Genomic DNA, 22,613 nt, shown 5'->3' with positions numbered 1-22,613 from the left:
TTCCCACCGTCAGCGGGACCGCTCCGCAGGGGCGATCCGCAGCCAGGCGGTGCGGAAGTCGTGGTCGGAGTTGGCCTGCGTCGTCGCCCGCGCCACCACGCGCACCCGGGCCCCGCGCGGGGCGGGGGCCACGAAGAGCTTGTCGACGCCGACGTCGTCGAACAGCCAGCGCTGCCGGTCGGTGAAGGGCAGCAGCCCGTCGCTGCGACGGCGGTTGAAGTCGCCCCCGCCGACCACCGTCAGGCCGCGGGCGTTGAAGTCGGTCACGTAGCGCCGCATCAGCCGGTAGTGCCGGTCCCACAGGCGCTGCCGCAGCGGGACGTCGGCGTCGCGCCGTCCGTTCCAGGCCCCGGCCACGAAGTGGGTGTTCATCAGCACGAACCGCACCGGGCCGGACGCCGTGTCGCCCGCGAGCACGAGCCAGGTGAGGCTGCGCGGCGGCGTCGTGCCGGGCACGGTGCGGGTGGTGGTCACCCGGCCGCGCTCGAGCACCCGCCACCGGCGGTCGACCACGACCGGGTTGGAGCTCCGCCGCACCAGACCGACGTGACGGTCGGCGAAGGTGCGCCGCACCGCCCGCTTGTAGCGCACCGGCCAGATCTCCTGCAGCAGCAGCGCACCGCCGCGGCGGGCGGCCAGGTCGAGGTCGGCCTGCACGCGCGGCTGCGCCATCTCGTGCGACGGCGCGCCGCGCACGTTGGCGGTCGTGAGCGCGAGCCGCAGGACGGCGGGCGGACGCGGGGCCCGGGCCGCGGTCGGGGCCGGCCGCGGGGACGACGGCGCCTCCCCGAGCGGGGGCGGGACGACGGCGACGGCGACGGGGGCGGCCGCGGACGGCACGGCGGTGGACGGGATGGACGGGGTGGACGGGGTTGACGGGGTGGGCGGGACGGAGGAGGCGGGGGCCGGCGGGCCGGCCAGGAGGGAGAGTCCGACGGCGCCGATCAGGGCGCCGACCGAGGTGCGCAGGGTCACGACGTCCAGGCAAGGGGGCGCGGTCGCCGCGCCGGGGAGCACGGCGTGAGCGGGCGGTGAACGACCCGCGTCGAATCGTGGGGCGCCCCGCTGCTCTCGTACGATCGACGACGAGATGATCACCGCGCACCAGATCGAGATCCGCGTCGGCGCGCGACTCCTCATGAGCGACGTCTCGTTCCGCGTCGGGCCCGGCGACAAGGTCGGCCTGGTGGGCCGCAACGGCGCCGGCAAGACCACGCTGACCAAGGTGCTCTCCGGCGAGGGGCTGCCCGCCTCGGGGCAGGTCACGCGCAGCGGCGAGGTCGGCTACCTGCCGCAGGACCCCCGCACCGGCGACCCCGACGTGCTCGCCCGCGAGCGCATCCTGTCCGCGCGCGGCCTGGACGCCGTCGTCCGGCGGATGCGCGAGGCCGAGCTGCAGATGGCCAGCGACGACCCGAACGTGCGCGAGAAGGCGATGCGCCGCTACACGCGCGCCGACGACGAGATGCACGCCGGCGGCGGGTACGCCGCGGAGTCCGAGGCGGCCACGATCGCGGCCAGCCTCGGCATCGAGGAGCGCATCCTGCACCAGCCGCTGCACACGCTCTCGGGCGGCCAGCGGCGTCGTGTCGAGCTGGCGCGCATCCTGTTCTCCGACGCCGACGTGCTGCTGCTCGACGAGCCCACCAACCACCTCGACGCCGACTCGATCGTGTGGCTGCGCGACTTCCTCAAGAACCACCGGGCCGGGTTCGTGGTCATCAGCCACGACAACGCGCTGCTGGAGCAGACGGTGAACCGGGTGCTGCACCTCGACGCCAACCGCGCCACGATCGACGTCTACAACATGGGCTGGAAGCGCTACCTCGAGCAGCGCGAGACCGACGAGAAGCGGCGCAAGCGCGAGCGGATGAACGCCGAGAACAAGGCCAGGACGCTCACCGACCAGGCCAACAAGATGCGCGCCAAGGCCACCAAGGCCCAGGCGGCGCAGTCGATGCTCAAGCGGGCCGAGCGGCTGATGGCCGGGGTCGAGGGCGAGCGCCGGGCCGACAAGGTCGCCCGCATCGCGTTCCCGGCGCCCGCGCCGTGCGGCAAGACGCCGCTCACGGCGTCCGAGCTGTCGAAGTCCTACGGCTCGGCGGAGGTCTTCACCGACGTCGCGCTGGCCATCGACCGCGGCTCGCGGGTCGTCATCCTCGGCCTGAACGGCGCCGGCAAGACCACGCTGCTGCGCATCCTCGGCGGGGTCGACGAGCCCGACACCGGCACGGTGCAGCCGGGGCACGGGCTGAAGCTGGGCTACTACGCCCAGGAGCACGAGACGCTCGACACCGGCCGCACCGTGCTCGAGAACATGCAGAGCGCCGCGCCGCAGCTCACCGACACCGAGGCCCGCTCGGTGCTGGGCTCGTTCCTGTTCTCCGGGGACGACGCCGACAAGCCCGCCGCGGTGCTGTCGGGCGGCGAGAAGACCCGTCTCGCGCTCGCCTCGCTCGTCGTCTCGAGCGCCAACGTGCTGCTGCTCGACGAGCCCACCAACAACCTCGACCCCGCCTCCCGCGAGGAGGTGCTGGCCGCCATCCGCACCTACGAGGGCGCCATCGTGCTCGTCACCCACGACGAGGGCGCGGTCGCCGCGCTCGAGCCCGACCGCGTGCTGATCCTCCCCGACGGCGTCGAGGACCTCTGGAACGCCGACTACGCCGACCTCGTCGCGCTGGCATAGCCGGTCGGCCCGGCCCGGAGGTTGTTACCGACCGTTGGGACTACTGGGCAGCGGTTCTACGCGCATGCCAGTGGTCACAACGGTCAGTAACCAGCCCCGGGCGCCGCGACCTCGAGGGCGACCCCGTCGGCCACCCGGTAGGGGTTGGTGGTGACGAGGGCGCCGACGACGCGGCGCAGGCGGCTGACCTCGGCGCGGGCCGAGACGGCGTGGTCGGGGTCGCCGTAGAGGGCGCGGCTGAGGTCGGCGGCGGTCACGCCGGCGGCACCGGCTCGGGCGAGGACCGCGAGCACCTGTCCCTGCCGACGGGTCAGCTCGACGCGCCACGGCGCCGCGCCGGCGCTGACCACCAGCACCGGCGCCGGGCCGGTGAGGTCGAGCCGGGCGCGGACGACGTCCTGCTCACCTTGCGGGCGCACCACCCACCCGCCGGCCAGCGGCTCGGGCACGCACAGCCCGACACCGGGGACGGCGAGCGCGCGGCCCGCACGGGGCACCTCGACCCGGTCGCGGTGCGCGACGCCGGCGTGGTGGGCCACCCAGCCGAGGTCGTCGACGACCAGCAGCGGACCGGCGAGCCCGCCGACGAGCGGCTCGGCGCGACGCCGCAGCCGCTCGAGCTCGTCCCGGTGACGGCGTCCCAGCTCGGCCTCGGCGAGCCGCACCGCGCTCGCGACCAGCGAGACGAGCGCCGGGTGCAGCGTGAGCGCCGGGCCGCTGACGTCGACCACGCCGAGCAGCTCGCCGGTGCGCGGGTCGTGGATGGGGGCAGCGGTGCAGTACCAGGGGTGCTGCTGCTGCTCGAAGTGCTCGGCCGAGAACAGCTGCACGGGGGCGGCCTCGGCGAGCGCGGTGCCGATGGCGTTGGTGCCGACCTGCCGCTCGGTCCAGCGCGCGCCCTCGCAGAAGCCGAGCCGGTCGGCGGTCGAGCGCACCTTGGGCGAGCCCTCCCGCCACAGGATCGTGCCGTCGGCGTCGCAGACCACCATGAGGAACAGCGAGGCGTCGGCGACGCTGGTGAGCACCGAGCGCAGCTCGTCGACGACCCACGAGAGCGGCGAGCGCGCCCGCAGCGCGGCGAGGTCGGCCCAGGGCAGGGAGTCGCGGGCGTTCGGCCCGTCGGGCTCGAGCCCCATGCCGACCACGCGGGCCCACGACCGTGCCACCAGCGGCCGCGGCCGGTGCGCCGGCCGGGAGCCCGCCAGGACGGCGTCGTGCACCCGCTGCAGCTCGCGGGCGTGGGTGGCGAGGTCGGTGCCGGGACCGACCGCGGCGAAGCTCACCCCACCGAATCTAGGCGCGTCGTGTGAGGGGCGCCACATGCAACGTGCTGCAACGCTGGTCCGGCGCGCCCGCCGGGTGTGCGGTGGGGCCATGACCGAGACGCTCGAACGACCCGCCGACAGCCAGGGAACCCCGGGTGACGACGCCAGCGCCCGCGCGCAGGCGTGGCTCTCCGCCTTCGAGGGCGCGCTGACCGACCGCGACGTCGCGCGCGCCGCCGAGATGTTCTGCACCACCAGCTTCTGGCGCGACCTGATCGCGTTCACCTGGAACCTCAAGACCGTCGAGGACCGCGCCGGCGTCACCGACCTGCTCGAGCACACCCTCGAGCGCGTCGCCCCGAGCGCCCTCACGCTCACCGAGCCGGCCGACGAGGCGGACGGCGTCCTCACCGCCTGGTTCGGCTTCGAGACCGCGGTCGGCCGCGGCACCGGCCTGGTGCGGTTGAAGGACGAGGACGGCGAGCTGCGGGCCTGGACGCTGCTGACGACGCTGTTCGAGCTGAAGGGCCACGAGGAGCCGCGCGGCACCCGGCGTCCGATGGGCGCCGAGCACGGCGTCGACCGGGACCGGCAGACGTGGAAGGAGCGACGCCAGGCGGAGGCCGAGTCGCTCGGCTCGACCGAGCAGCCCTACGTGCTCGTCGTCGGCGGCGGCCAGGGCGGCATCGCGCTCGGCGCGCGGCTGCGGCAGCTCGGCGTCCCCGCGCTGGTCATCGACAAGCACCCGCGGCCGGGCGACCAGTGGCGCAACCGCTACAAGTCGCTCTGCCTGCACGACCCGGTCTGGTACGACCACCTGCCCTACCTGAAGTTCCCCGACAACTGGCCGGTCTTCGCACCCAAGGACAAGATCGGCGACTGGCTCGAGTCGTACGTGCGGACCATGGAGGTGCCCTACTGGTCGAGCACCGAGGCGAAGAGCGCCACCTGGTCCGACGAGGCGGGGGAGTGGACCGTCGAGGTCGAGCGCGAGGGCCGGCCGCTGGTGCTCACGCCGCAGCACCTCGTCTTCGCCACCGGCATGTCCGGCAAGCCGCGGATCCCGGAGATCCCCGGCACCGACGTCTTCCGCGGCGACGTCCACCACTCCTCGCGCCACCCCGGTCCCGACGCCTACGCCGGCAAGCGGGCGGTCGTGATCGGCTCGAACAACTCCAGCTTCGACATCTGCGGCGCCCTGTGGGAGCATGGCGCCGACGTCACGATGGTGCAGCGCTCCTCGACCCACATCGTGAAGTCGGACTCGCTCATGGACATCGGCCTCGGCGACCTCTACTCCGAGCGCGCGCTCGCCGCCGGCGTCACCACCGAGAAGGCCGACCTCATCTTCGCCTCGCTGCCCTACCGGATCCTCCACGAGTTCCAGATCCCGGCATACGAGGCGATGGCCGAGCGGGACGCCGACTTCTACCGGCGGCTCGAGGCGGCGGGCTTCCGCCACGACTGGGGGGACGACGGCTCGGGCCTGTTCATGAAGTACCTGCGCCGCGGCTCCGGCTACTACATCGACGTCGGCGCCGCCGAGCTGGTGGCGAACGGCGACGTGAAGCTGGCCCACGGCCAGATCACCCACCTCACCGAGGACGCCGCCGTGCTGGAGGACGGCACCGAGCTGCCGGCCGACGTCGTCGTCCTCGCCACCGGGTACGACTCGATGAACGGGTGGGTGGCCGACCTGGTCGACCAGGAGACCGCCGACCGGGTCGGCAAGGTGTGGGGCCTCGGCTCCGAGACCACCAAGGACCCCGGCCCGTGGGAGGGGGAGCAGCGCAACATGTGGAAGCCGACCCAGGTGCCGAACCTGTGGATGCACGGCGGCAACCTGCACCAGTCGCGCCACTACTCCCTCTACCTGGCCCTCCAGCTCAAGGCCCGCCACGCCGGCCTCGACACCCCGGTCTACGGCCTGCAGGAGGTCCACCACCTCGGCTGAGCCGGACGTGGGCCGCTCGAGACCGCCGGCCCCCCCAGGCGGACCCACCCACGGACCCTGAGCCTGTCGAAGGGCCCTCGCATCAGGGCAGCAGCAGCGCGGCGTCCCCGAACTCGTGCCAGAGGTAGCCCTCGGCGACGGCGGCGTCGTAGGCGGCCTGGGTGAGCGCCGTCCCGGCGACGGCCTCGACGAGCAGCAGGTGGGACGCCGCGGGGTCGTGCCAGCCGGTGACCAGACCGGACACGACCCGCGGCGGGTCGGCGGGGGTGACGACGCGCTCGGTCCAGCCGGCGCGGGCGGTGAGGCGGCCGGCGTCGTCGACGGCCGACTCCAGCGCGCGGGTGACGGTGGTGCCGACGGCGACGATGCGGCCGCCGCCGGCGCGGGCGGCGTTGACCGCGCGGGCCGTCGCGTCGCTCACCTCGAACCGCTCGGGCTGCGGCGCCTCGCCGGCCTCCTGCGAGGAGACGCCGCAGTGCAGCGTGATCGGCACGACGCCGACGCCGCGCGAGACCAGCCTCGTGACGAGCCCGGTGGTGAACGGCCGGGCCGCCGACGGCATCTCGGCGCTGCCGGGACGGGTGCCGAAGACGGTCTGGTAGGCCGCGAGCGGGTAGCGGCGGTCGAGGTAGCCGTAGGCGATCGGCCGGCCGTGGCGGGCCATCGCGGCCGCCAGGTCGCCGGTGGCCCGGGCCCGCCAGAGCCGGGTGCCCTGGCCGGTGGGCGACGAGCCCTCCCGCGGGTAGGGCTCGAGCAGGTCGACGGTCGCCGCCGCCAGCGTCAGCCGGTCGCCCGGCTGCGCGTCGAGGACGGCGCGCGCGGCGTCGGGCGCGGTGCGCACCTCGACGACCCAGGTGCCGTCGTCCAGCGGCGCCGCGGTGTGGACGACGACCGCCCCGTGCCGGGTCGACCGCGCGTCGGCCTGGGCGGCGACGGTGGCGGAGTTGTTGACGACCACGAGGTCGCCGGCCCGCAGGTGGTCGGCGAGCGCGTCGAAGGTGGTGTGCTCGACGTCCGCCGGCCGGGCCACGAGCAGGCGGGTGCGGTCGCGTCGTCCGCCCCGCTCCTCGACGGGCGCGGGGGCGAAGGCGGGGGCGGTGAAGCGGGTGGCGGGCTGCTCGTCGAGGGTCCTCATCGCGAGGCCCCCGCGAGGTCTCCGGCACGGTCGGCGTAGTCGGCCGCCCGGTAGCGCCCCGACGGCGGGGCGGCCGCCAGCAGCGCGCGCAGCGCGGGGACGACGGACTCCGGCTCGGGCCGGTCGCTGATGTCCTCACCGGGGAAGGCGTCCTGGTGCATGCGGGTGCGCAGGTCGCCGGGGTCGACGACGTAGGCACGCACGCCCTCCTCGGCGGCGGTGGTGAGGGTGAGGTGCTCGAGCGCGGCCTTGCCCGCGGCGTAGGCGCCCCAGGTCTCGTAGTGCTCGACGGCGGCGTCGGAGGTGATGGCGACCAGCGTGCCGGCCGAGGCGGTGAGGCGGGGGAGCAGCTGGGCGGTGAGCGCGGCCGGCGCGGCGGCGTTGGTGCGCCAGGTGTCGAGCAGCTGCCGCTCCGTGACGTCGCGCAGGGGGCGCAGCGGCAGCGGGCCGAGCGTGCTGGCGTTGTGCACCAGCAGGTCGAGGCGGCCGAGCCACTCCACCTCGCGGGTCAGCGCCTGGCGGTGGGCCGGGTCGGCCACGTCGCCCGCGACGGGCACGACGGCGTCGAGGCCGCGGACGGCGGCGGCGAGCGCCTCGGGGTCACGGGCGTCGGTGACGACGGTCCAGCCGTCGTCGGCGAGCGAGTGGACGAGGGCGCGGCCCAGGCCGGCCGAGCCTCCGGTGACGAGTGCGACGGGCATGCCGTCCTCCTGTGGTTCGTCGGGTTCATCGGTGTCGCCGTCAGTCTTGAACCTCGAGTGAACTTGAGGTCAAGGGCCGGTCCGGACTGTCGGTGCGGCTCCCTACACTCGCCGCCATGAGCACCGACCTCCCCGACGCCGACCGGCTGGCCGCCGGACGGCTCCGCCTGGCCGTCGACGGCGTCCTCGCGACCATCACCCTCGACAAGCCCGAGGCGCGCAACGCGCAGACGCCGACCACGTGGCGCGTCCTGGCCGAGATCGGGGCCGCGCTGCCCGCCGACGTGCGGGTGGTCGTCGTCCGCGGGGCCGGCGGCACGTTCTCGGCGGGCCTCGACCGCACGCTGCTGACGCCCGGCGGCAGCGGGGCCTCAGGTGGTCAGGAGAGCGTGGCCGACCTGCTCACGGCGTCCGACGAGGAGATGTCGGCCGCCATCGACGCCTACCAGCGCGGCTTCACCTGGCTGCGCGACCCGCGGTTCGTCTCGGTCGCCGTCGTCGAGGGGCACGCGATCGGCGCCGGGTTCCAGCTGGCGCTGTCGTGCGACCTGGTGCTCGCTGCCGACGACGCGCGGTTCTGCATGAAGGAGACCGCGCTCGGCCTCGTCCCCGACCTCACGGGAACAAAACCGCTGGTCGAGCGGGTTGGCTACCCGAGGGCGCTGGAGATCTGCGCCACCGCGCGCACGGTCGGCGCCGAGGAGGCGGCCCGCATCGGCCTCGCGCTGGGCCCGGTGCCCGCCGCAGAGCTCGACGGCGCCGTCGCCGAGCTCGTTACCGCCCTTACCGCCGCGCTGCCCGACGCCGTCCGCGAGACCACGGCGCTGCTGCTGGGGGCCGCCGAGCGCGACCTCGAGACGCAGCGGCGGCTCGAGCGGGAGGCCCAGACCCGCAGGTTCCGCGAGCTGGCCGGCCTGATGGGCGGCTGACCCGCCGCCCCGCCGCCCACCCGCGAGGCGGGCACGAGAGGAGAAGCCGATGTCGATGTACTCCAGCGGCGCCGCGTGGCGCCACCTGCGCACCGACCGCAGCACGGTCGAGACCAAGGTCGCGCCCGGCACGGTCAAGCGCGTCGTCGGGTTCGCCCGTCCCCACCGCCGGCTGATCGCGATCTTCCTCGCCATCACCGTCGTCGACGCCGGCATGGTCGTCGTGACGCCGCTGCTGGTGCAGCGCATCGTCGACGACGGCATCATTGCCGGCGACACCCGCCTGGTCACCCTGCTCGCGCTCGCCATGGCCGGCGCTGCACTGTTCAGCGCCGTGCTGTCGGTGCTCGGCGGCTGGTTCTCCTCGCGCATCGGCGAGGGCCTGATCTTCGACCTGCGCACGCGGGTCTTCGGGCACGTGCAGCGGCAGTCGCTGGCGTTCTTCACCCGCACCCAGACCGGCGCGCTCGTCTCCCGGCTCAACAACGACGTCATCGGGGCGCAGCGGGCCTTCACCTCCACCCTCGGCAGCACGGTCAGCAACACCGTCGCCGTGGTGGTGGTCGGCGTCGCCATGCTGGCGCTGAGCTGGCAGGTCACCCTGCTGTGCCTGCTGATGTTCCCGGTGCTGTTCCTGGTCTCGCGGTGGGTCGGTCGCCGCCTCGCCGGCCTGACCCGCATGCAGATGGACGGCAACGCCGACCTCGGCAACGTCATGACCGAGCGGTTCAACGTCGGCGGCGCCATGCTGCTCAAGCTGTTCGGCCGCCGCGGCGAGGAGGACGAGCTGTTCGCCTCCAAGGCCGCCGTGGTGCGCGACCTCGGCATCCGCATCACGCTCATCACCCGCGTCTTCGGCGCCGCGATGATGACCGTGCCGGCGCTCGCCACCGCGCTGGTCTACGGCGTCGGCGGCCACCTCGCCGTCGACGGCACCCTCACCGTCGGCACCCTGCTCGCCCTCGCCACCCTGCTGCTGCGGCTGCTCGGCCCGCTGCAGGGCCTGTCCAACGTGCGCATCGACGTCATGACGGCGCTGGTCAGCTTCGAGCGGGTCTTCGAGGTGCTCGACCTACCGTCGCTGGTGCGCGAGAAGCACGGCGCCGTCGCCCTGCCGTCGGGCGCCGCGAGCCTCGAGCTCGACCACGTCTCCTTCACCTACCCCGCCGCCGACGACGTCTCCCTCGGGTCGCTCGAGACCGTCGTCCGCTCGGAGTCGCGGGAGCGGCGCCAGGTGCTCACCGACGTCGGCTTCGTGGCCCAGCCCGGCGAGATGGTCGCGCTCGTGGGGCCCTCGGGTGCCGGCAAGACCACCATCACCCACCTCATCGCGCGGCTCTACGACGCCGACGACGGCGCGGTGCGGGTCGGCGGGCTCGACGTGCGCGACGTGACGCTGCAGTCGCTCGAGGACGCCGTCGGCTACGTCACGCAGGACGCCCACATGTTCCACGACACCATCGGCGCCAACCTGCGCTACGCGCGACCCGGGGCGTCGGAGGACGAGGTGTGGAGCGCGCTCGAGGCGGCCCAGGTGGCGCCGCTGGTGCGCTCGCTGCCCGACGGGCTCGACACCGTGGTCGGCGACCGTGGCTACCGGCTCTCGGGTGGCGAGCGGCAACGGCTGGCCATCGCGCGGCTGCTGCTGAAGGCGCCCTCGATCGTCGTGCTCGACGAAGCCACCGCCCACCTCGACTCCGAGTCCGAGGCCGCGGTGCAGAAGGCGCTCGACGCCGCGCTCGAGGGGCGCACGTCGGTCGTCATCGCCCACCGGCTCAGCACCGTGCGCAACGCCGACCAGATCCTGGTGCTCGACGACGGCCGCATCGCCGAGTTCGGCACCCACGGCGAGCTGCTGGCCCGCGGTGGGCTCTACGCCGACCTCTACCGCACGCAGTTCTTCGTCGACGACGTGCCGGAGCCGGTCATGCCGGCGGAGCGGTCCGGCGGGACCGACCAGGTCGCCGAGCCGGCCGAGGTCGGCTGATGGACCTCGGGCTCGCCGACCGCGTCTTCGTCGTCAGCGGCGGGGCGCGCGGCCTGGGCCGGGCGACGGCCGACGTGCTGGTGGCCGAGGGGGCGCGCGTCGTCCTCTCGGGGCGCTCGGCGGCGTCGCTGGCCGAGGCCGCCGCGGCGCTCGGACCGGCGTGCACGACCGTGGTGGCCGACAACGCCGACCACGACACGCCGGCGCGGCTGATCGGGGCGGCCCACGACGCGTGGGGCCGCCTCGACGGCGCGCTGGTCTCGGTCGGCGGACCGCCGCCCGGCCCGGTCTCGGGCGACGGCGCGGTCAGCGACGAGCAGTGGACGGCGGCCTTCGGCTCGGTCTTCCTCGGCGCGGTGCGGCTCGCCCGGGCGGTGGGGGAGCGGCTCGCCGCTGGCACTGACGGCGGCTCCGACGGCGGCGCTGGCGGCTCCGGCGGCTCGATCGCGCTGGTGCTCTCGAGCAGCGTGCGCGCCCCGATCGGCGGCCTGGCCATCTCGAACGGCCTGCGCCCGGGGCTCGCGATGGTCGCCAAGACGCTGGCCGACGAGCTCGGCCCCGCCGGCGTCCGCGTCAACGGGCTGCTGCCCGGCCGGGTCGCCACCGAGCGGGTCGACGAGCTGGACGCCGCCACCGGCGACCCCGACGCCGCCCGCGCCGCCGCCCGTGCCCGCATCCCGCTCGGCCGCTACGGCGAGCCCGCCGAGTTCGGCCGCGCCGCCGCCTTCCTGCTCTCGCCCGCCGCTTCCTTCGTCAGCGGCGTCATGCTCCCCGTCGACGGCGGCATGCTCCGCGCCCTCTGATCCCTGCTCGACCGTCCGGTCCAGGGCTGCCCGGGCGGTGCGTGGGCCACGGTTCTGGGGTCGGGGACGGTGGTTGGTGCACCGCTAGTGGGGCTGGGCCGGGTGGGCGGTGCGTGGGCCACGGTTCTGGGGTCGGGGACGGTGGCTGGTGCACCGCCGGGCGGGCCGGGCCGGGGGAGCGGTGCGTGGGCCACGGTTCCGGAGTTGGGGACGGTGGTTGGTGCACCGCCGCCCCGGGCCGAGCCGCGTGGGCGGTGCGTGGGTCACCGAATCGGCGCCCGGATCGGTAACCAGCTCACCGGCGCCCGGGCCGAAGTCGCGTGGGCGGTGCGTGGGTGACCGAATCGGCGTCCGGATCGGTAACCAGCTCACCGGCGCCCCGGGCCGAAGTCGCGTGGGCGGTGCGTGGGTGACCGAATCGGCGTCCGGAACGGTAACCAGCTCACCGCCGCCCCGGGCCGAGCCGCTGCGGACGCCGCTACCCCTACCCGTCCCGCCGGTACGCCGCAGGCACGTTGGTGCGGCGCTCGCGGGCGGGGCGCTGGCGGTGGGGGCGCTCGCCGCGGGGGCCGCGCTTGCGCTCGTCGTAGGCGAGGTAGCCGAACCCGAAGATCGCGAGCACGCCGAAGAACCACCACTGCAGGCCGTAGAAGAAGTGGGGGCCGCTGCCGAGGTCGGGCGGCTCGCGCAGCTGCAGGGCGGTCGGGGCGGTGGGGTCCTCGGTGAGGGCGTCGACGAACCCGCCGAAGACCGGGCGGCCGATGGCCGAGCCGATCTCGTCGGAGGAGATGGCGCGGGTCGACAGGCCCCCGTCGGTGGCGTCGACGGCGGTGCTCGAGCCGGTGCCGTCGACGCGCACCCACCCGGTGACGGTCACCTGGCCGGACGGCGCCGCGGGCACCTCCTCGGGGGCCGGGCGCGGGTCGTCGGTGGCGAAGAAGCCGCGGTCGACCACGAGCGCCGTCCCACCGGCGGTGACGAGGGGGACGACGACGCCGACGCCGGGCTCGCCGTCCTCGCCGCTGCGGTAGCGCACGAGCACGGTGTCGTCGGTGTCGTAGGTGCCGGTGGCGACGACGCGGCGCCACTCCTGGCGGTCGTCGACGGGTCGGCCGGGCGCGAGAACGTCCTCGACGGGGGCGGGCTCGCGGTCGAGGTTGGTGCGCACGATCGCGTTGTCGGCGCGCCGATCGTGGAGCCGCCCGAACTGCCACTCGCCGAGCCACCACGCCGCGTAGGCCGAGAGCGCGACGGCGACCGCGAAGAGGATCCACCGCCGGCTCAACAGGAAGCGGTACGAGCCCACGCCCCGAATCTACCGGCGCGACCGTAGGCTGAGGTCGTGCAGGTGCTCCCCATGGCGACTCCGCTCGCCGACGACCACGGTCGGGTCGCGACCGACCTCCGGGTCTCGCTGACCGATCGCTGCAACCTGCGCTGCACCTACTGCATGCCGGCCGAGGGCCTCGACTGGCTGCCCACCGACGACGTCCTCAGCGACGACGAGGTCGTGCGGCTCATCGGCATCGCCGCCGAGCGGCTCGGCGTGCGCGAGGTGCGGTTCACCGGCGGCGAGCCCCTGGTCCGCCGGGGCCTGGTCGGCATCGTGGCGCGCGTCAAGGCCGCCCACCCCGGCCTCGAGCAGTCCATGACCACCAACGGACTCGGACTGGCCCGCACCGCCCAGGCGCTGGCCGAGGCGGGGCTCGACCGGGTGAACGTCAGCCTCGACACCGTGCGCCGCGAGACCTTCACGGCCATGACCCGCCGCGACCGCCTGGACGACGTCGTCGCGGGTCTGGCGGCCGCCGCCGACGCCGGCCTCGGTCCGGTCAAGGTGAACGCGGTGCTGATGCGCGGCGTCAACGACGACCAGGCCGCCGAGCTGCTCGGCTGGTGCCTCGAGCGCGGCTACGACCTGCGCTTCATCGAGCAGATGCCGCTCGACGCCCAGCACGGCTGGTCGCGCGACGGCATGGTCACCGCCGACGAGATCCACGCCGCCCTGGCGCAGCACCACGAGCTGACGCCGGCCGCCGAGCCCCGGGGCAGCGCCCCGGCCGAGCTGTTCCTGGTCGACGGCGGCCCCGCCACCGTCGGTGTCATCGCCTCGGTCACCCGCCCGTTCTGCGGCGACTGCGACCGGGTGCGCCTGACCGCCGACGGCCAGGTGCGCACCTGCCTGTTCGCGCGGCGTGAGTCCGACCTGCGGGCCGCGCTGCGCGATGGCGCCTCCGACGCCGAGCTGGCGGCGCTCTGGGTCACCGCGATGCGCGGCAAGGCCGCGGGCCACGGCATCGACGACCCCACCTTCCTGCAGCCGCAGCGCCCGATGAGCGCCATCGGCGGCTGACCCGGGCGCCACGTTCCCCGGGCCCGTCCGTCGCCTGAACCGTGCGATCGCTCGGTTCGTGCACCGGATCGGCCGCTCACCGCGCCTGAACCGTGCGATCGCTCGGTTCGTGCACCGGATCGGCCACTCACCGCGCCTGAACCGTGCGATCGCTCGGTTCGTGCTCCCGCGTCGGCCGGTCAGCGCCCGGCGACGACCCGGAGCGTCGCGAGCGACGGGTCGGCCGCGTAGGCGATCCGGACGCCGGCGTCGCGCGCGGCCGTGAGCGCGGCGAGCGCCGCCTCGGTCACCCGCTCGCCGGGCGCGAGCACCGGGACGCCGGGCGGGTAGGGCGCGACCAGCTCGGCGCACACCCGGCCCACCGCGCGGTCCACCGCCACCGGCTCGGCGGGCGCGAAGAACGCCTCGCGCGGCGTCGTCGCCGGCTCGGGCTCGACCCCGAAGGCGGCCGCCGTCACAACCGGCCGGGCGGGCCCGCGGTGCCGCTGGACGGCGGCCACCACCGCGTCGACCAGCGCGCCGACCGTCGCGGCGGTGTCGGCGAGCGTCACCACGGCGACCACCAGGTCACGCTCGGCCGCCTCGACCGGTAGCCCCGCCGCGACCAGGTCCCGCTCCACGGCCCTGCCGTCGGCGCCGGTGCCGAGCAGCAGCAGGGTCAGCTTCAACGGGTCGACGTGCGGGCCGTCGAGGACGACGAGGCCCGGCACCTCGGCCAACCGCGCCCGCGCCCGCCGGACGACGTCCAGCGCCGCCCCGAGCAGCGCCTCGCCGTCGCGCTCGAGCAGCGCGCGGGCGGCGTCCGTGCTGGCCAGCACCGCCCCGGCCGGGCTGGTGGTGGCGGTGGCCTCGACACCGGCGTCGAGGCGGGCGGCGTCCAGACGCTCGGTGCGGGCGAGCACGAGTGCCGCCTGGCTGCACGCCGGCAGCGTCTTGTGCGCGCTGACCACGACGGCGTCCGCCCCCAGCTGCAGCGCGTGCCGGGGGAGCGCGGGGTGGAAGCCGAAGTGCGCCGCCCACGCCGCGTCGACGATCAGCGGGACGCCGTGCCGGTGTGCCACCTCGGCCAGCCCGGCGACGTCGCCCACCGTGCCGACGTAGGACGGGTCGCCCACGAGCACCGCCCGGGCCTCGGGGTGCGTGGCCAGGGCGCGTGCGACCGCGGACGGCGGCACGCCCAGCGGCAGCCCGGTGGCGGCGTCCAGGTCGGGGCGCACCCACACGGGGTCGAGGCCGGCGAGCACGAGGCCGAGCAGCAGGGAGCGGTGCAGCGTGCGGCTGACCACGACCCGGTCACCGGGGGCGCCGAGCGCGAGCGCCAGCGCCTGGTTGGCGTGGGTGGCGCCACCGGTCGAGAACCGGCACAGGTCGGCGCCCCACAGCCGGGCGGCCCGCGCCTCCGCCTCGGCCAGCACACCGACGGTGAGCCCGACCTCGTCGAGCCCGCCGTAGAGCGGCACGTCGCCGGCCACGACGTCGCCGACCAGGTCGTGGCGCTGCTTGTGGCCGGGGATGGTGAACGGCGTCGGAGCCCGCTCGTGGAAGCGCAGCCAGGCGTCGAGCAGCGGCGCGTCGGTGCGCAGGCCGCGCGGGTCGGTGGGCATCAGCGCGCCGTCCCGGGCCACGCGCCGAGCACGTCGACCAGCGCCTCGGCCAGCGCCCGCACCTGTCGCAGGTCGACCCACTCGTCGACGGCGTGCAGCCCGCCGCCCGATGGGCCGCAGACCAGCGTGGGGCACAGCCGCTGCCACAGCGGGGCCTCCATCCAGTAGGGCGCGTCGAAGTCGGACGTCGTGCCGAGCCGCGCCCCGAGCCGGGCGGCGAGGTCGGCCGCGGCGCCGTCGGCGTCGAGCCGCCAGGCGTCGCGGTGCGCCTCGAGGACGGCCTCGGCCCGCCACCCGGGGTCGAGCAGCGCCTGCACCTCGGCCAGCGCGCCCGTGGCCGACTCGCCGGGCACGGTGCGCCGCTCGACCAGGCACTCCGCCGCGTCGGGGACGACGAACGGCGTGGAGCCGCCGTGCGCCGCCGTGACCATCAGGTCGCCGCCCCGGGCCCGGACGGCGGGCGCCCGCTCGTCGACGGCCGCCAGCAGCCGGCCGAGGTGGGTGACGGCGTTGACGCCGTGCTCGGGCTGCGAGCTGTGCGCCGCGCGTCCGGCGAACCGCACCCGCACCACCGCGAACCCGCGCAGCGACCGGGCGAGCGCGAGGTCGGTGGGCTCGCCCACCAGGCACGCGGTGGGCTCGACGCCGAGGCCGGGCAGCGCCTCGACGACCGCCTCGGTGCCGAGGCTCGCGTCCTCCTCGTCGGCCACGAGGGCCAGCACCGGCCGCACCGGGGCGCGGTCGGCCACGAGCCGCTCGGCCGCCGCCACCAGGGCGGCCACCCCGCCCTTCATGTCGGCCGCGCCGCGCCCGCTGAGCCGGTCGCCGTCCACCCGCGGCGTGAACGGCTCGGCCATGCCGCCGACCCCGACCGTGTCGAGGTGGCCGTTCAGGACGACGGTGGGTCCGGCCACCGGCGTCCGCGGGACGGCGACCAGGCTGGGTCGCGTGGGCCCGCCCGCCCCGAGCACCACGTGGGTCTCGAACCCGCGGCCCTCGAGCCGGCGGCGCAGGTGCTCGACCACCGCGCGCTCGCCGGCGGCTCCCGGGACCAGTGTCGGGTTGACGCTGTCGATGCCGACGAGCGCGGCGGTCAGCGCAACCGCCTCGGCCGCGACGTCGTCCATGGCGCGACCCTACGGTCGGGCGCCGGGCTCGGCGGTCCTCAGCCCGCGTGCGCCGCGACGTCGCGCAGGAACCCGCGCGCCTCGAGGAAGGCCGAGAGCGACTCCCGGTGCTCCTCGCAGGCCAGCCACACCTTGCGGCGGTCGGGCGCGTGCAGCCTGGGGTTGTTCCAGCCCAGCTGCCAGACCGCCGGCGCCCGGCACCCACGGGCCGAGCAGACGTCGACGTCGGGCCCGGCGTCAGCCCCGGCCGACCCGTCGAGGGTCACCGGCTCAGAGCTCGCGGTGACCGGTGGAGCCCGAGGTCAGCTCGGGGGCGCCGAAGTTGCCCTCACGCAGCCGGAAGCCGTCGGAGTGGTTGGCCGCGACGTTGGCCATCACGACCGCGATGTAGGGGAGGATGATCGCGCCGGCGATGAGGATCGGCCACAGCCAGCCGACGCCGGCGAGCGAGGCGATGATGGCGCCGACGAAGCACAGCGTGCGCAGGCTCATCGAGAGCAGGTAGCGCTTCTGGCGGGCCCGGATGTCCTTCTCACGGCCCTCGGCAGCGGTCGTGATGCGGATCGCGTCGTCCGTCCGACGGTCGGTTCGTGCGCTCCGTGACATGTCCTCAGCCTACGTCGCGGAGACGGCCCGGACACGGGCCGGGCGGGTGATCCTAGAGTGCGGCCATGACGAACCGCACCTACCGCCTCACCGAGATCGTCGGCACCTCGCCGGAGAGCATCGAGCAGGCCATCAGCAACGGCATCGAGCGGGCCAGCAAGACCCTGCGCCACCTCGACTGGTTCGAGGTGACGCAGGTGCGCGGCCAGATCAAGGACGGTTCGGTCGAGCACTACCAGGTCGGCCTCAAGCTCGGCTTCCGCCTCGAGGACGACGAGTAGGACGACGTCCCGGACGACGTGCAGGGCGCGCGCGGGACGGTCGGGTCGGACGCCGGACTCGTGGCTACCCGGCGGTAGTCGCTAGCGTCGGGCCCCGTGAGTGAGACCGAGCCCCGCGTCGTCCTCGTCACCGGCGGAAACCGCGGCATCGGCCGCGCCATCGCCGAGGCGTTCATCGCCCAGGGCGACCGCGTCGCGGTGACCACCCGCAGCGGCGGGGCGCCCGAGGGCGCGCTCGACGTCACCTGCGACATCACCGACCCCGACGCCGTCGAGGCGGCGTTCACGACCGTCGAGGCCGAGCTCGGCCCGGTCGAGGTGCTGGTGGCCAACGCCGGCATCACCGCCGACACCCTGGTGCTGCGGATGTCGGAGGACGACTGGAGCCGCGTCGTCGAGACCAACCTCACCGGCTCGTTCCGCCTGGCCAAGCGCGCCGCCAAGGGCATGCTGCGCCGGCGTCGCGGCCGGATCATCTTCATCTCCTCGGTCGTGGGGCTGCTCGGCTCGCCCGGGCAGGTCAACTACGCGGCGTCCAAGGCCGGACTGGTCGGCATGGCGCGCTCGCTGGCGCGCGAGCTGGGCTCGCGCTCGATCACGGCCAACGTGGTGGCGCCCGGTTACGTCGACACCGACATGACCGCGGTGCTCACCGACGAGCAGAAGGCGGCCATCAAGCAGCAGGTGCCGCTGCAGCGCTACGCCGACCCGGCCGAGGTGGCCGGCGCGGTGACCTGGCTCGCGAGCGACGCGGGCGCATACGTCACGGGGGCCGTCATCCCCGTCGACGGCGGACTGGGAATGGGGCACTGACATGACATCGACCGGTCTTCTCGACGGCAAGCGCATCCTCGTGGCGGGCGTGACGATGGACTCCTCCATCGGCTTCGCCACCGCCAAGGTCGCCCAGGAGCAGGGCGCGACCGTGCTCATCAGCAACTTCGGCCGCGCGCTCGGCATCACCCGCCGGATCGCGAAGCGGCTGCCGGTCGAACCGCCGGTGCTCGAGCTCGACGTCACCGACCCCGACCACCTCGCCGCGCTGCCCGACGCGGTGCGCGAGCACGTCGACGGCCTCGACGGCGTCGTCCACTCCATCGCCTACGGCAACCCCGAGACGCTGCTCGGCGGCAAGTTCCTCGACGGCCCGTGGGACGACGTCGCCCAGGCCCTGCACGTCTCGGCCTACTCGCTCAAGGCGCTGGCCGTCGCCACCCGGCCGCTGCTGAGCCCCGGCTCGTCGGTCGTCGGCCTCACCTTCGACGCCACCGTCGCCTGGCCGGTCTACGACTGGATGGGCGTGGCGAAGGCCGGCCTCGAGTCGTGCGCGCGCTACCTGGCCCGCGACCTCGGCCCCGAGGGCATCCGGGTCAACCTGGTCAGCGCCGGCCCGCTGAAGACCCTCGCCGCCAAGGCGATCCCCGGCTTCGAGGACCTCGAGGCGCTGTGGGAGACCAAGGCGCCGCTCGGCTGGGACAACGCCGACCACGTGCCCACCGCCAAGGCCGTCTGCGCGCTGCTGAGCGACTTCTTCCCCGCCACCACCGGCGAGATCGTGCACGTCGACGGCGGCTTCCACGCCATGGGCGCCTGACGCGCGAGCGTGCGAAGCGCGTGCAGGCGCCGATGAGGGTCGAGCAAGCCGTCGGCCCGCCCTCCGACAGGCTCAGGAACCGCGAGGGCCGAACCGGCGTGACGAGACCTGGTGAGGAAGGCACTCAAGCCAGCCACCGAGATCGTCGATCCCGACCCCGCCCGCGCGTCATGGTGACGACCTGTCCTCCCCGAACGGAGACCCCGTGACCGAGCACCCCACCCAGACCCCGACCCGCCGCTACCTGCTGCTCCTGCCCGCCCCCGAGGCGGAGTGGGCCGCGCTGCCTGAGTCCGAGCACGAGGAAGGCCACCGCAACCACCAGCGCTTCCACGAGGCGCTGGTCGCGCGCGGCCACACGATCGTCACGGGCGGACCGCTGGAGCCGTCGGCGCAGGCGGTCTCGATGCGCAACACGGCGCGGGGCTCGGCGGTGGTCACCGACGGCCCGTTCACCGAGTCGGCCGAGCAGGTCGCCGGCTTCTACCTGGTCGAGTCCGCCGACGAGGCCGACCTGCTTGAGGTGGTCCGCGCCTTCGCCGAGGGCGGCGACCACGTCGAGCTGCGCCGGATGGCGACCTGACCGACCCGACGTCACAGCACGATGTGCTGCCGCCCGTCGATCAGCTCGCGGACGGCGTCCAGGTGGCCCGCGTGGGTGGCGGTCTCGACCAGCACGTGCATCACGACCGAGCGCAGGTCGGGGAAGGCGAGGCCGGCCTCGGCCCACCACGGCTCGGTGACGGCGGGCGGGGTGTCGAGGCGGCGCGCGGCGATGATCGCGTCGCTGCGCTCGACGGCCGCCCGGTAGGCCGCCAGCACCTGCTCGGCCGGCTCGTCGGGGGCGACGGACCAGTCCGCGTTCTCGCCGTCGGGGAAGAAGTCGAGCGGCCCGCCGGCCACGACCACCTCGAACCAGTAGCGCTCGTCCGAGAGGGTCAGGTGGCGCAGGAGACCCAGGCAGCTCCAGCCCGACGGCAGCACTGGACGGCGCAGCTGCCCGTCGTCCAGGCCCTCGAGCTGGTCGAGCACGTGCCGGCGGCGGCCGGTGAGCCGGCTGAGCAGCAGCTCGCGGTCGGGCTGGTGGTCCGGTGCGGGGGGCGTCGTCACGGCGTCCACCCGACCGCAGGGGCTCGGCCGCTGTCCAGCCGGGGCACGGGGTCGATAGCGTCGGCCGCGTGAGCGCTGAGCCGGAGTCCCTCGTCGAGCTGCGGGTGCTGGAGGGGCCGAACCTGTACTTCCCGCGGGCGGCGGTCAAGCTCACCCTCGACATCGAGCACCTCTCCGACGCCGGTGAGCAGACCGCCACCCGCCTCGCGGCCCGCATCGGGCTGCGCAACGCGCGTCCGGGCGCGCCGGGCTCCGGCTTCCGGCAGCGGTTCGCCCTGCGGGCGGTCGAGCGGCTCGTGCGTGCGGTGGCGAAGGAGTCCGGCACGTCGCGGCTGGGCGTGCGGGTGCGGCCCACGGCCGACCGCCACACCGTGGTGGTGGCGTTCCCGTGGCAGCACCGCACCCGGGCCGAGGAGATGGGCCGGGCGGTGGCCTCGGTGCTGGACGCCGTCCCCGGCGACGTCGACGCGGCCGTCAGCGCCGCCGCCGAGCGGGTCGCCGCCGCCGACCCGGGCCCCGCGCCGACCACGATCACCCCCCACGTGCCGGTCGTGGCCGTCACCGGCACCAACGGCAAGACCACGACCTCGCGGATGGTCGCCCACATCGCGCGCACCGACGGCCGGCTCGTCGGCTGGTCGAACACCGACGGCATCTACGTCGACGGCCGCATGGTCGACGGCGGCGACTACTCGGGTCCGAGCGGCGCGGGGCGCGTGCTGGCCCATCCCGAGGTGCAGCTCGCCGTCACCGAGACCGCGCGGGGCGGCATCCTGCTCAAGGGCATCGGGCTGACCCACAACGACGTCTCGGTCGTCACCAACGTCTCGGCCGATCACCTGGGCCTGCAGGGCATCGACACCCTCGACCAGCTCGCCGAGGTCAAGGCTGTCGTGCCCCGCATCACCCGCCGCAGGGGCTGGGCGGTGCTCAACGCCGACGACCCGCGGGTCTACGCGATGCGCGGCGTCATCAAGGCGCAGCCGTGGGTCTTCTCGCGGGACGTCGACTCGCCCGGCGTCCGCGAGACGCTCAGCGACAAGGGCCGCGCCACCGTCGTGATCGACGGCTGGGTGGCGGTGCTGCGGCCGGGCGCCGACCCCGACCCGCTGGTCGAGCTGGTCGACGTCCCGATGACGCTGGCCGGGCTGTCGCGGTTCAACGTCGAGAACACGCTGGCGGCGGCCTCGGCGGCGCTCGCGGTGGGCATCGAGCGCGACGTCGTCGTCGAGGGGCTGCGCACCTTCGCCCCCGACGCCGAGCACAACCCGGGCCGCATGAACTTCTTCACCACCCCCAGCGGCGTCAGCGTCGTGATGGACCTCGCCCACAACGAGGCCGGTCTCGAGGCGCTGTTCGAGATCATGAACGGGGTGCGGCCGCCCGGCGGACGGCTGCTGCTCGGCCTCGGCGTGGTCGGCGACCGCACCGACGACCTGATCGAGAAGCTGGGCGAGATCGCGGCCCGCGACAGCGACGTCGTCGCCATCGGCCACAAGGAGCGCTACCTGCGCGGCCGCACCACCGTCGAGCTCGAGGTGCTGATGCGGGCCGGCGCCGAGCGGGTCGGGGTCACCGGCATCCCGGCCTACCCCACCGAGGTCGCCGCGCTCTCGGCGCTGGTCGGGCAGGCGCTGCCGGGCGACGTCGTCGGGCTGATGTGCCACGCCGAGCGCCAGGAGTGCTACGACTGGCTGGCCGACCACGGCGCGACCCCCGACACGGGCGCGACGCTCGCGGCGAAGGTGCGGGCCGCCGGCTAGGCCGTCTGGTCGGAGCGGGTGGCGGACGGCGCCGGCTCACGCTCGGCGGCGCGCACCCACGGCCACGTCATCAGCGCCCACACGGCCGCGACGATGACGATCTCGGCCACGACGTAGACCGGCCACGGTCCGAGCAGGTCGAGGATCGAGCCGGACGACGGCTTCTCCTGCAGGTAGCCGTAGTTGGTGCCGGCGGCGGCGTTGAAGCAGTAGGTGCCCACCGCCCACAGCAGCGTGGCGCCGACGGTGAAGGCGTAGTCGCGCCACGTCGGCGTGCGGCGCAGGCCCCAGACCAGCAGCACCGCCGCCCACATGATCAGCAGGTGCAGCGCCCAGTAGGCGAAGAAGCGCAGCTCGGGGAAGTCCTCGCCCAGCGACGGCGTGACGATGCCCTGCAGGGTCAGCAGGCTCCAGAAGTAGGTGAGCGCGACGGCGTACCGGTTCTGCGTCCAGAGCGCGACGGTCGCCGCGATCCAGGCGAGGTCGCACAGGTGCAGGGGCAGCGAGACCCCGAGCTCAAAGCTGGTGACGACGTCGACGAGCTGGGTGGGCACGTGCACGAGCGGGATGAGCACCGCCATCGTGCGGCTGGCCACGGGCACGCCCGTGCGGCGCTCGCGCGCGCCCAACCAGGCCGCCACCGGGATGCCCGCGACGAAGACGAGCAGCGCCACGAGGTGCGGGGTGCTGTAGGCCTCCACGACGCACAGGA

22 protein-coding genes are annotated in these 22,613 nt (G+C 75.0%); 11 read left to right on the top strand and 11 right to left on the bottom strand.

Annotated features, from left to right (window positions below):
• Positions 1–9 precede the first annotated feature (9 nt).
• Positions 10–975, bottom strand: a complete 966-nt coding sequence (locus ABEA04_RS12335) for a hypothetical protein (protein WP_345458757.1) — start codon at positions 973–975, stop codon at positions 10–12.
• A 115-nt stretch (positions 976–1,090) separates the two neighbouring features.
• Between ABEA04_RS12335 and ABEA04_RS12330 the strand changes: the two genes are divergently transcribed.
• A complete protein-coding gene (locus ABEA04_RS12330; protein ID WP_345458755.1) occupies positions 1,091–2,689 on the top strand; it encodes an ABC-F family ATP-binding cassette domain-containing protein in 1,599 nt (532 codons plus the stop codon).
• An 83-nt stretch (positions 2,690–2,772) separates the two neighbouring features.
• Here ABEA04_RS12330 and ABEA04_RS12325 read toward each other — a convergent pair whose 3' ends face one another.
• On the bottom strand, positions 2,773–3,972 hold the full coding sequence (locus ABEA04_RS12325; protein WP_345458753.1) for a helix-turn-helix domain-containing protein: 1,200 nt from the start codon (positions 3,970–3,972) through the stop codon (positions 2,773–2,775).
• 91 nt (positions 3,973–4,063) lie between these two features.
• Here ABEA04_RS12325 and ABEA04_RS12320 point away from each other — a divergent pair, with 91 nt between their 5' ends.
• Complete coding sequence (locus tag ABEA04_RS12320; RefSeq protein WP_345458752.1) at positions 4,064–5,908, top strand: flavin-containing monooxygenase; 1,845 nt, start codon at positions 4,064–4,066, stop codon at positions 5,906–5,908.
• Positions 5,909–5,990: 82 nt separating this feature from the next.
• On the opposite strand, the gene ABEA04_RS12315 is transcribed toward ABEA04_RS12320, so the two are convergent.
• Positions 5,991–7,043 carry an S-adenosylmethionine:tRNA ribosyltransferase-isomerase gene (locus tag ABEA04_RS12315; RefSeq protein WP_345458751.1) on the bottom strand — a complete coding sequence of 351 codons (1,053 nt, stop codon included), beginning with the start codon at positions 7,041–7,043 and terminating at the stop codon, positions 5,991–5,993.
• Positions 7,040–7,744, bottom strand: coding sequence for an SDR family NAD(P)-dependent oxidoreductase (locus tag ABEA04_RS12310; RefSeq protein ID WP_345458749.1), 705 nt, complete (start codon positions 7,742–7,744; stop codon positions 7,040–7,042). Before ABEA04_RS12310 ends, ABEA04_RS12315 begins: the two co-directional genes overlap by 4 nt.
• Before the next feature lie 116 nt (positions 7,745–7,860).
• On the opposite strand from ABEA04_RS12310, the gene ABEA04_RS12305 reads away from it, so the two are divergent.
• The 3 genes from ABEA04_RS12305 to ABEA04_RS12295 are packed head-to-tail and all read left to right on the top strand — an operon-like array spanning position 7,861 to position 11,463.
• On the top strand, positions 7,861–8,673 hold the full coding sequence (locus tag ABEA04_RS12305; protein WP_345458748.1) for an enoyl-CoA hydratase/isomerase family protein: 813 nt from the start codon (positions 7,861–7,863) through the stop codon (positions 8,671–8,673).
• Positions 8,674–8,728: 55 nt separating this feature from the next.
• Positions 8,729–10,660: an ABC transporter ATP-binding protein gene (locus ABEA04_RS12300; RefSeq protein ID WP_425577038.1), complete on the top strand. Its 1,932-nt coding sequence runs from the start codon at positions 8,729–8,731 to the stop codon at positions 10,658–10,660.
• Complete coding sequence (locus ABEA04_RS12295) at positions 10,660–11,463, top strand: SDR family oxidoreductase (RefSeq protein ID WP_345458744.1); 804 nt, start codon at positions 10,660–10,662, stop codon at positions 11,461–11,463. Before ABEA04_RS12300 ends, ABEA04_RS12295 begins: the two co-directional genes overlap by 1 nt.
• Before the next feature lie 484 nt (positions 11,464–11,947).
• Here ABEA04_RS12295 and ABEA04_RS12290 read toward each other — a convergent pair whose 3' ends face one another.
• The gene (locus ABEA04_RS12290) at positions 11,948–12,769 is read right to left on the bottom strand and encodes an SURF1 family cytochrome oxidase biogenesis protein (protein ID WP_345458742.1); all 822 of its coding nucleotides are present in this window, start codon (positions 12,767–12,769) and stop codon (positions 11,948–11,950) included.
• Positions 12,770–12,820: 51 nt separating this feature from the next.
• Between ABEA04_RS12290 and moaA the strand changes: the two genes are divergently transcribed.
• Complete coding sequence (moaA, locus tag ABEA04_RS12285) at positions 12,821–13,816, top strand: GTP 3',8-cyclase MoaA (protein WP_345458740.1); 996 nt, start codon at positions 12,821–12,823, stop codon at positions 13,814–13,816.
• 179 nt (positions 13,817–13,995) lie between these two features.
• Here the strand turns inward: moaA and ABEA04_RS12280 are convergent, their stop codons facing one another.
• Genes ABEA04_RS12280 through ABEA04_RS12265 form a run of 4 tightly spaced genes read right to left on the bottom strand, consistent with a single transcriptional unit; the run spans position 13,996 to position 17,153 of the window.
• Entirely contained in the window at positions 13,996–15,441 is a 1,446-nt protein-coding gene (locus ABEA04_RS12280; RefSeq protein WP_345458738.1) for an aminotransferase class I/II-fold pyridoxal phosphate-dependent enzyme, read from the bottom strand.
• Entirely contained in the window at positions 15,420–16,547 is a 1,128-nt protein-coding gene (locus tag ABEA04_RS12275; RefSeq protein ID WP_345458736.1) for a M20/M25/M40 family metallo-hydrolase, read from the bottom strand. The genes ABEA04_RS12280 and ABEA04_RS12275 overlap by 22 nt, the downstream gene beginning before the upstream one ends.
• Before the next feature lie 38 nt (positions 16,548–16,585).
• Positions 16,586–16,813, bottom strand: a complete 228-nt coding sequence (locus ABEA04_RS12270; RefSeq protein WP_345458734.1) for an acetone carboxylase — start codon at positions 16,811–16,813, stop codon at positions 16,586–16,588.
• Positions 16,814–16,817: 4 nt separating this feature from the next.
• Positions 16,818–17,153 (bottom strand): DUF3099 domain-containing protein, encoded by a 336-nt coding sequence (locus ABEA04_RS12265; RefSeq protein ID WP_345458732.1) that lies wholly within the window; start codon positions 17,151–17,153, stop codon positions 16,818–16,820.
• Between the two features lie 65 nt (positions 17,154–17,218).
• On the opposite strand from ABEA04_RS12265, the gene ABEA04_RS12260 reads away from it, so the two are divergent.
• From ABEA04_RS12260 to ABEA04_RS12245, 4 genes are all read left to right on the top strand, one after another.
• Positions 17,219–17,434 carry a dodecin gene (locus tag ABEA04_RS12260; RefSeq protein WP_345458730.1) on the top strand — a complete coding sequence of 72 codons (216 nt, stop codon included), beginning with the start codon at positions 17,219–17,221 and terminating at the stop codon, positions 17,432–17,434.
• A gap of 96 nt (positions 17,435–17,530) precedes the next feature.
• Positions 17,531–18,247 (top strand): 3-oxoacyl-ACP reductase FabG, encoded by a 717-nt coding sequence (gene fabG, locus ABEA04_RS12255; protein WP_345458728.1) that lies wholly within the window; start codon positions 17,531–17,533, stop codon positions 18,245–18,247.
• A gap of 1 nt (position 18,248) precedes the next feature.
• Positions 18,249–19,028 (top strand): enoyl-ACP reductase FabI, encoded by a 780-nt coding sequence (gene fabI / locus ABEA04_RS12250; protein ID WP_345458726.1) that lies wholly within the window; start codon positions 18,249–18,251, stop codon positions 19,026–19,028.
• A 205-nt stretch (positions 19,029–19,233) separates the two neighbouring features.
• Positions 19,234–19,611 carry a YciI family protein gene (locus tag ABEA04_RS12245; RefSeq protein WP_345458724.1) on the top strand — a complete coding sequence of 126 codons (378 nt, stop codon included), beginning with the start codon at positions 19,234–19,236 and terminating at the stop codon, positions 19,609–19,611.
• A gap of 11 nt (positions 19,612–19,622) precedes the next feature.
• Here ABEA04_RS12245 and ABEA04_RS12240 read toward each other — a convergent pair whose 3' ends face one another.
• A complete protein-coding gene (locus ABEA04_RS12240; RefSeq protein WP_345458722.1) occupies positions 19,623–20,138 on the bottom strand; it encodes a DinB family protein in 516 nt (171 codons plus the stop codon).
• 68 nt (positions 20,139–20,206) lie between these two features.
• Here ABEA04_RS12240 and ABEA04_RS12235 point away from each other — a divergent pair, with 68 nt between their 5' ends.
• On the top strand, positions 20,207–21,901 hold the full coding sequence (locus tag ABEA04_RS12235; protein WP_345458720.1) for a Mur ligase family protein: 1,695 nt from the start codon (positions 20,207–20,209) through the stop codon (positions 21,899–21,901).
• Here ABEA04_RS12235 and ABEA04_RS12230 read toward each other — a convergent pair.
• Positions 21,898–22,602, bottom strand: a complete 705-nt coding sequence (locus ABEA04_RS12230) for a YwaF family protein (protein WP_345458718.1) — start codon at positions 22,600–22,602, stop codon at positions 21,898–21,900. The genes ABEA04_RS12235 and ABEA04_RS12230 overlap by 4 nt on opposite strands.
• Positions 22,603–22,613 lie beyond the last annotated feature (11 nt).

The sequence above is a fragment of the Nocardioides marinquilinus genome (assembly GCF_039543705.1).
Lineage (GTDB): Bacteria > Actinomycetota > Actinomycetes > Propionibacteriales > Nocardioidaceae > Nocardioides > Nocardioides marinquilinus.
This window is presented reverse-complemented; position numbering and strand designations above follow the sequence as displayed.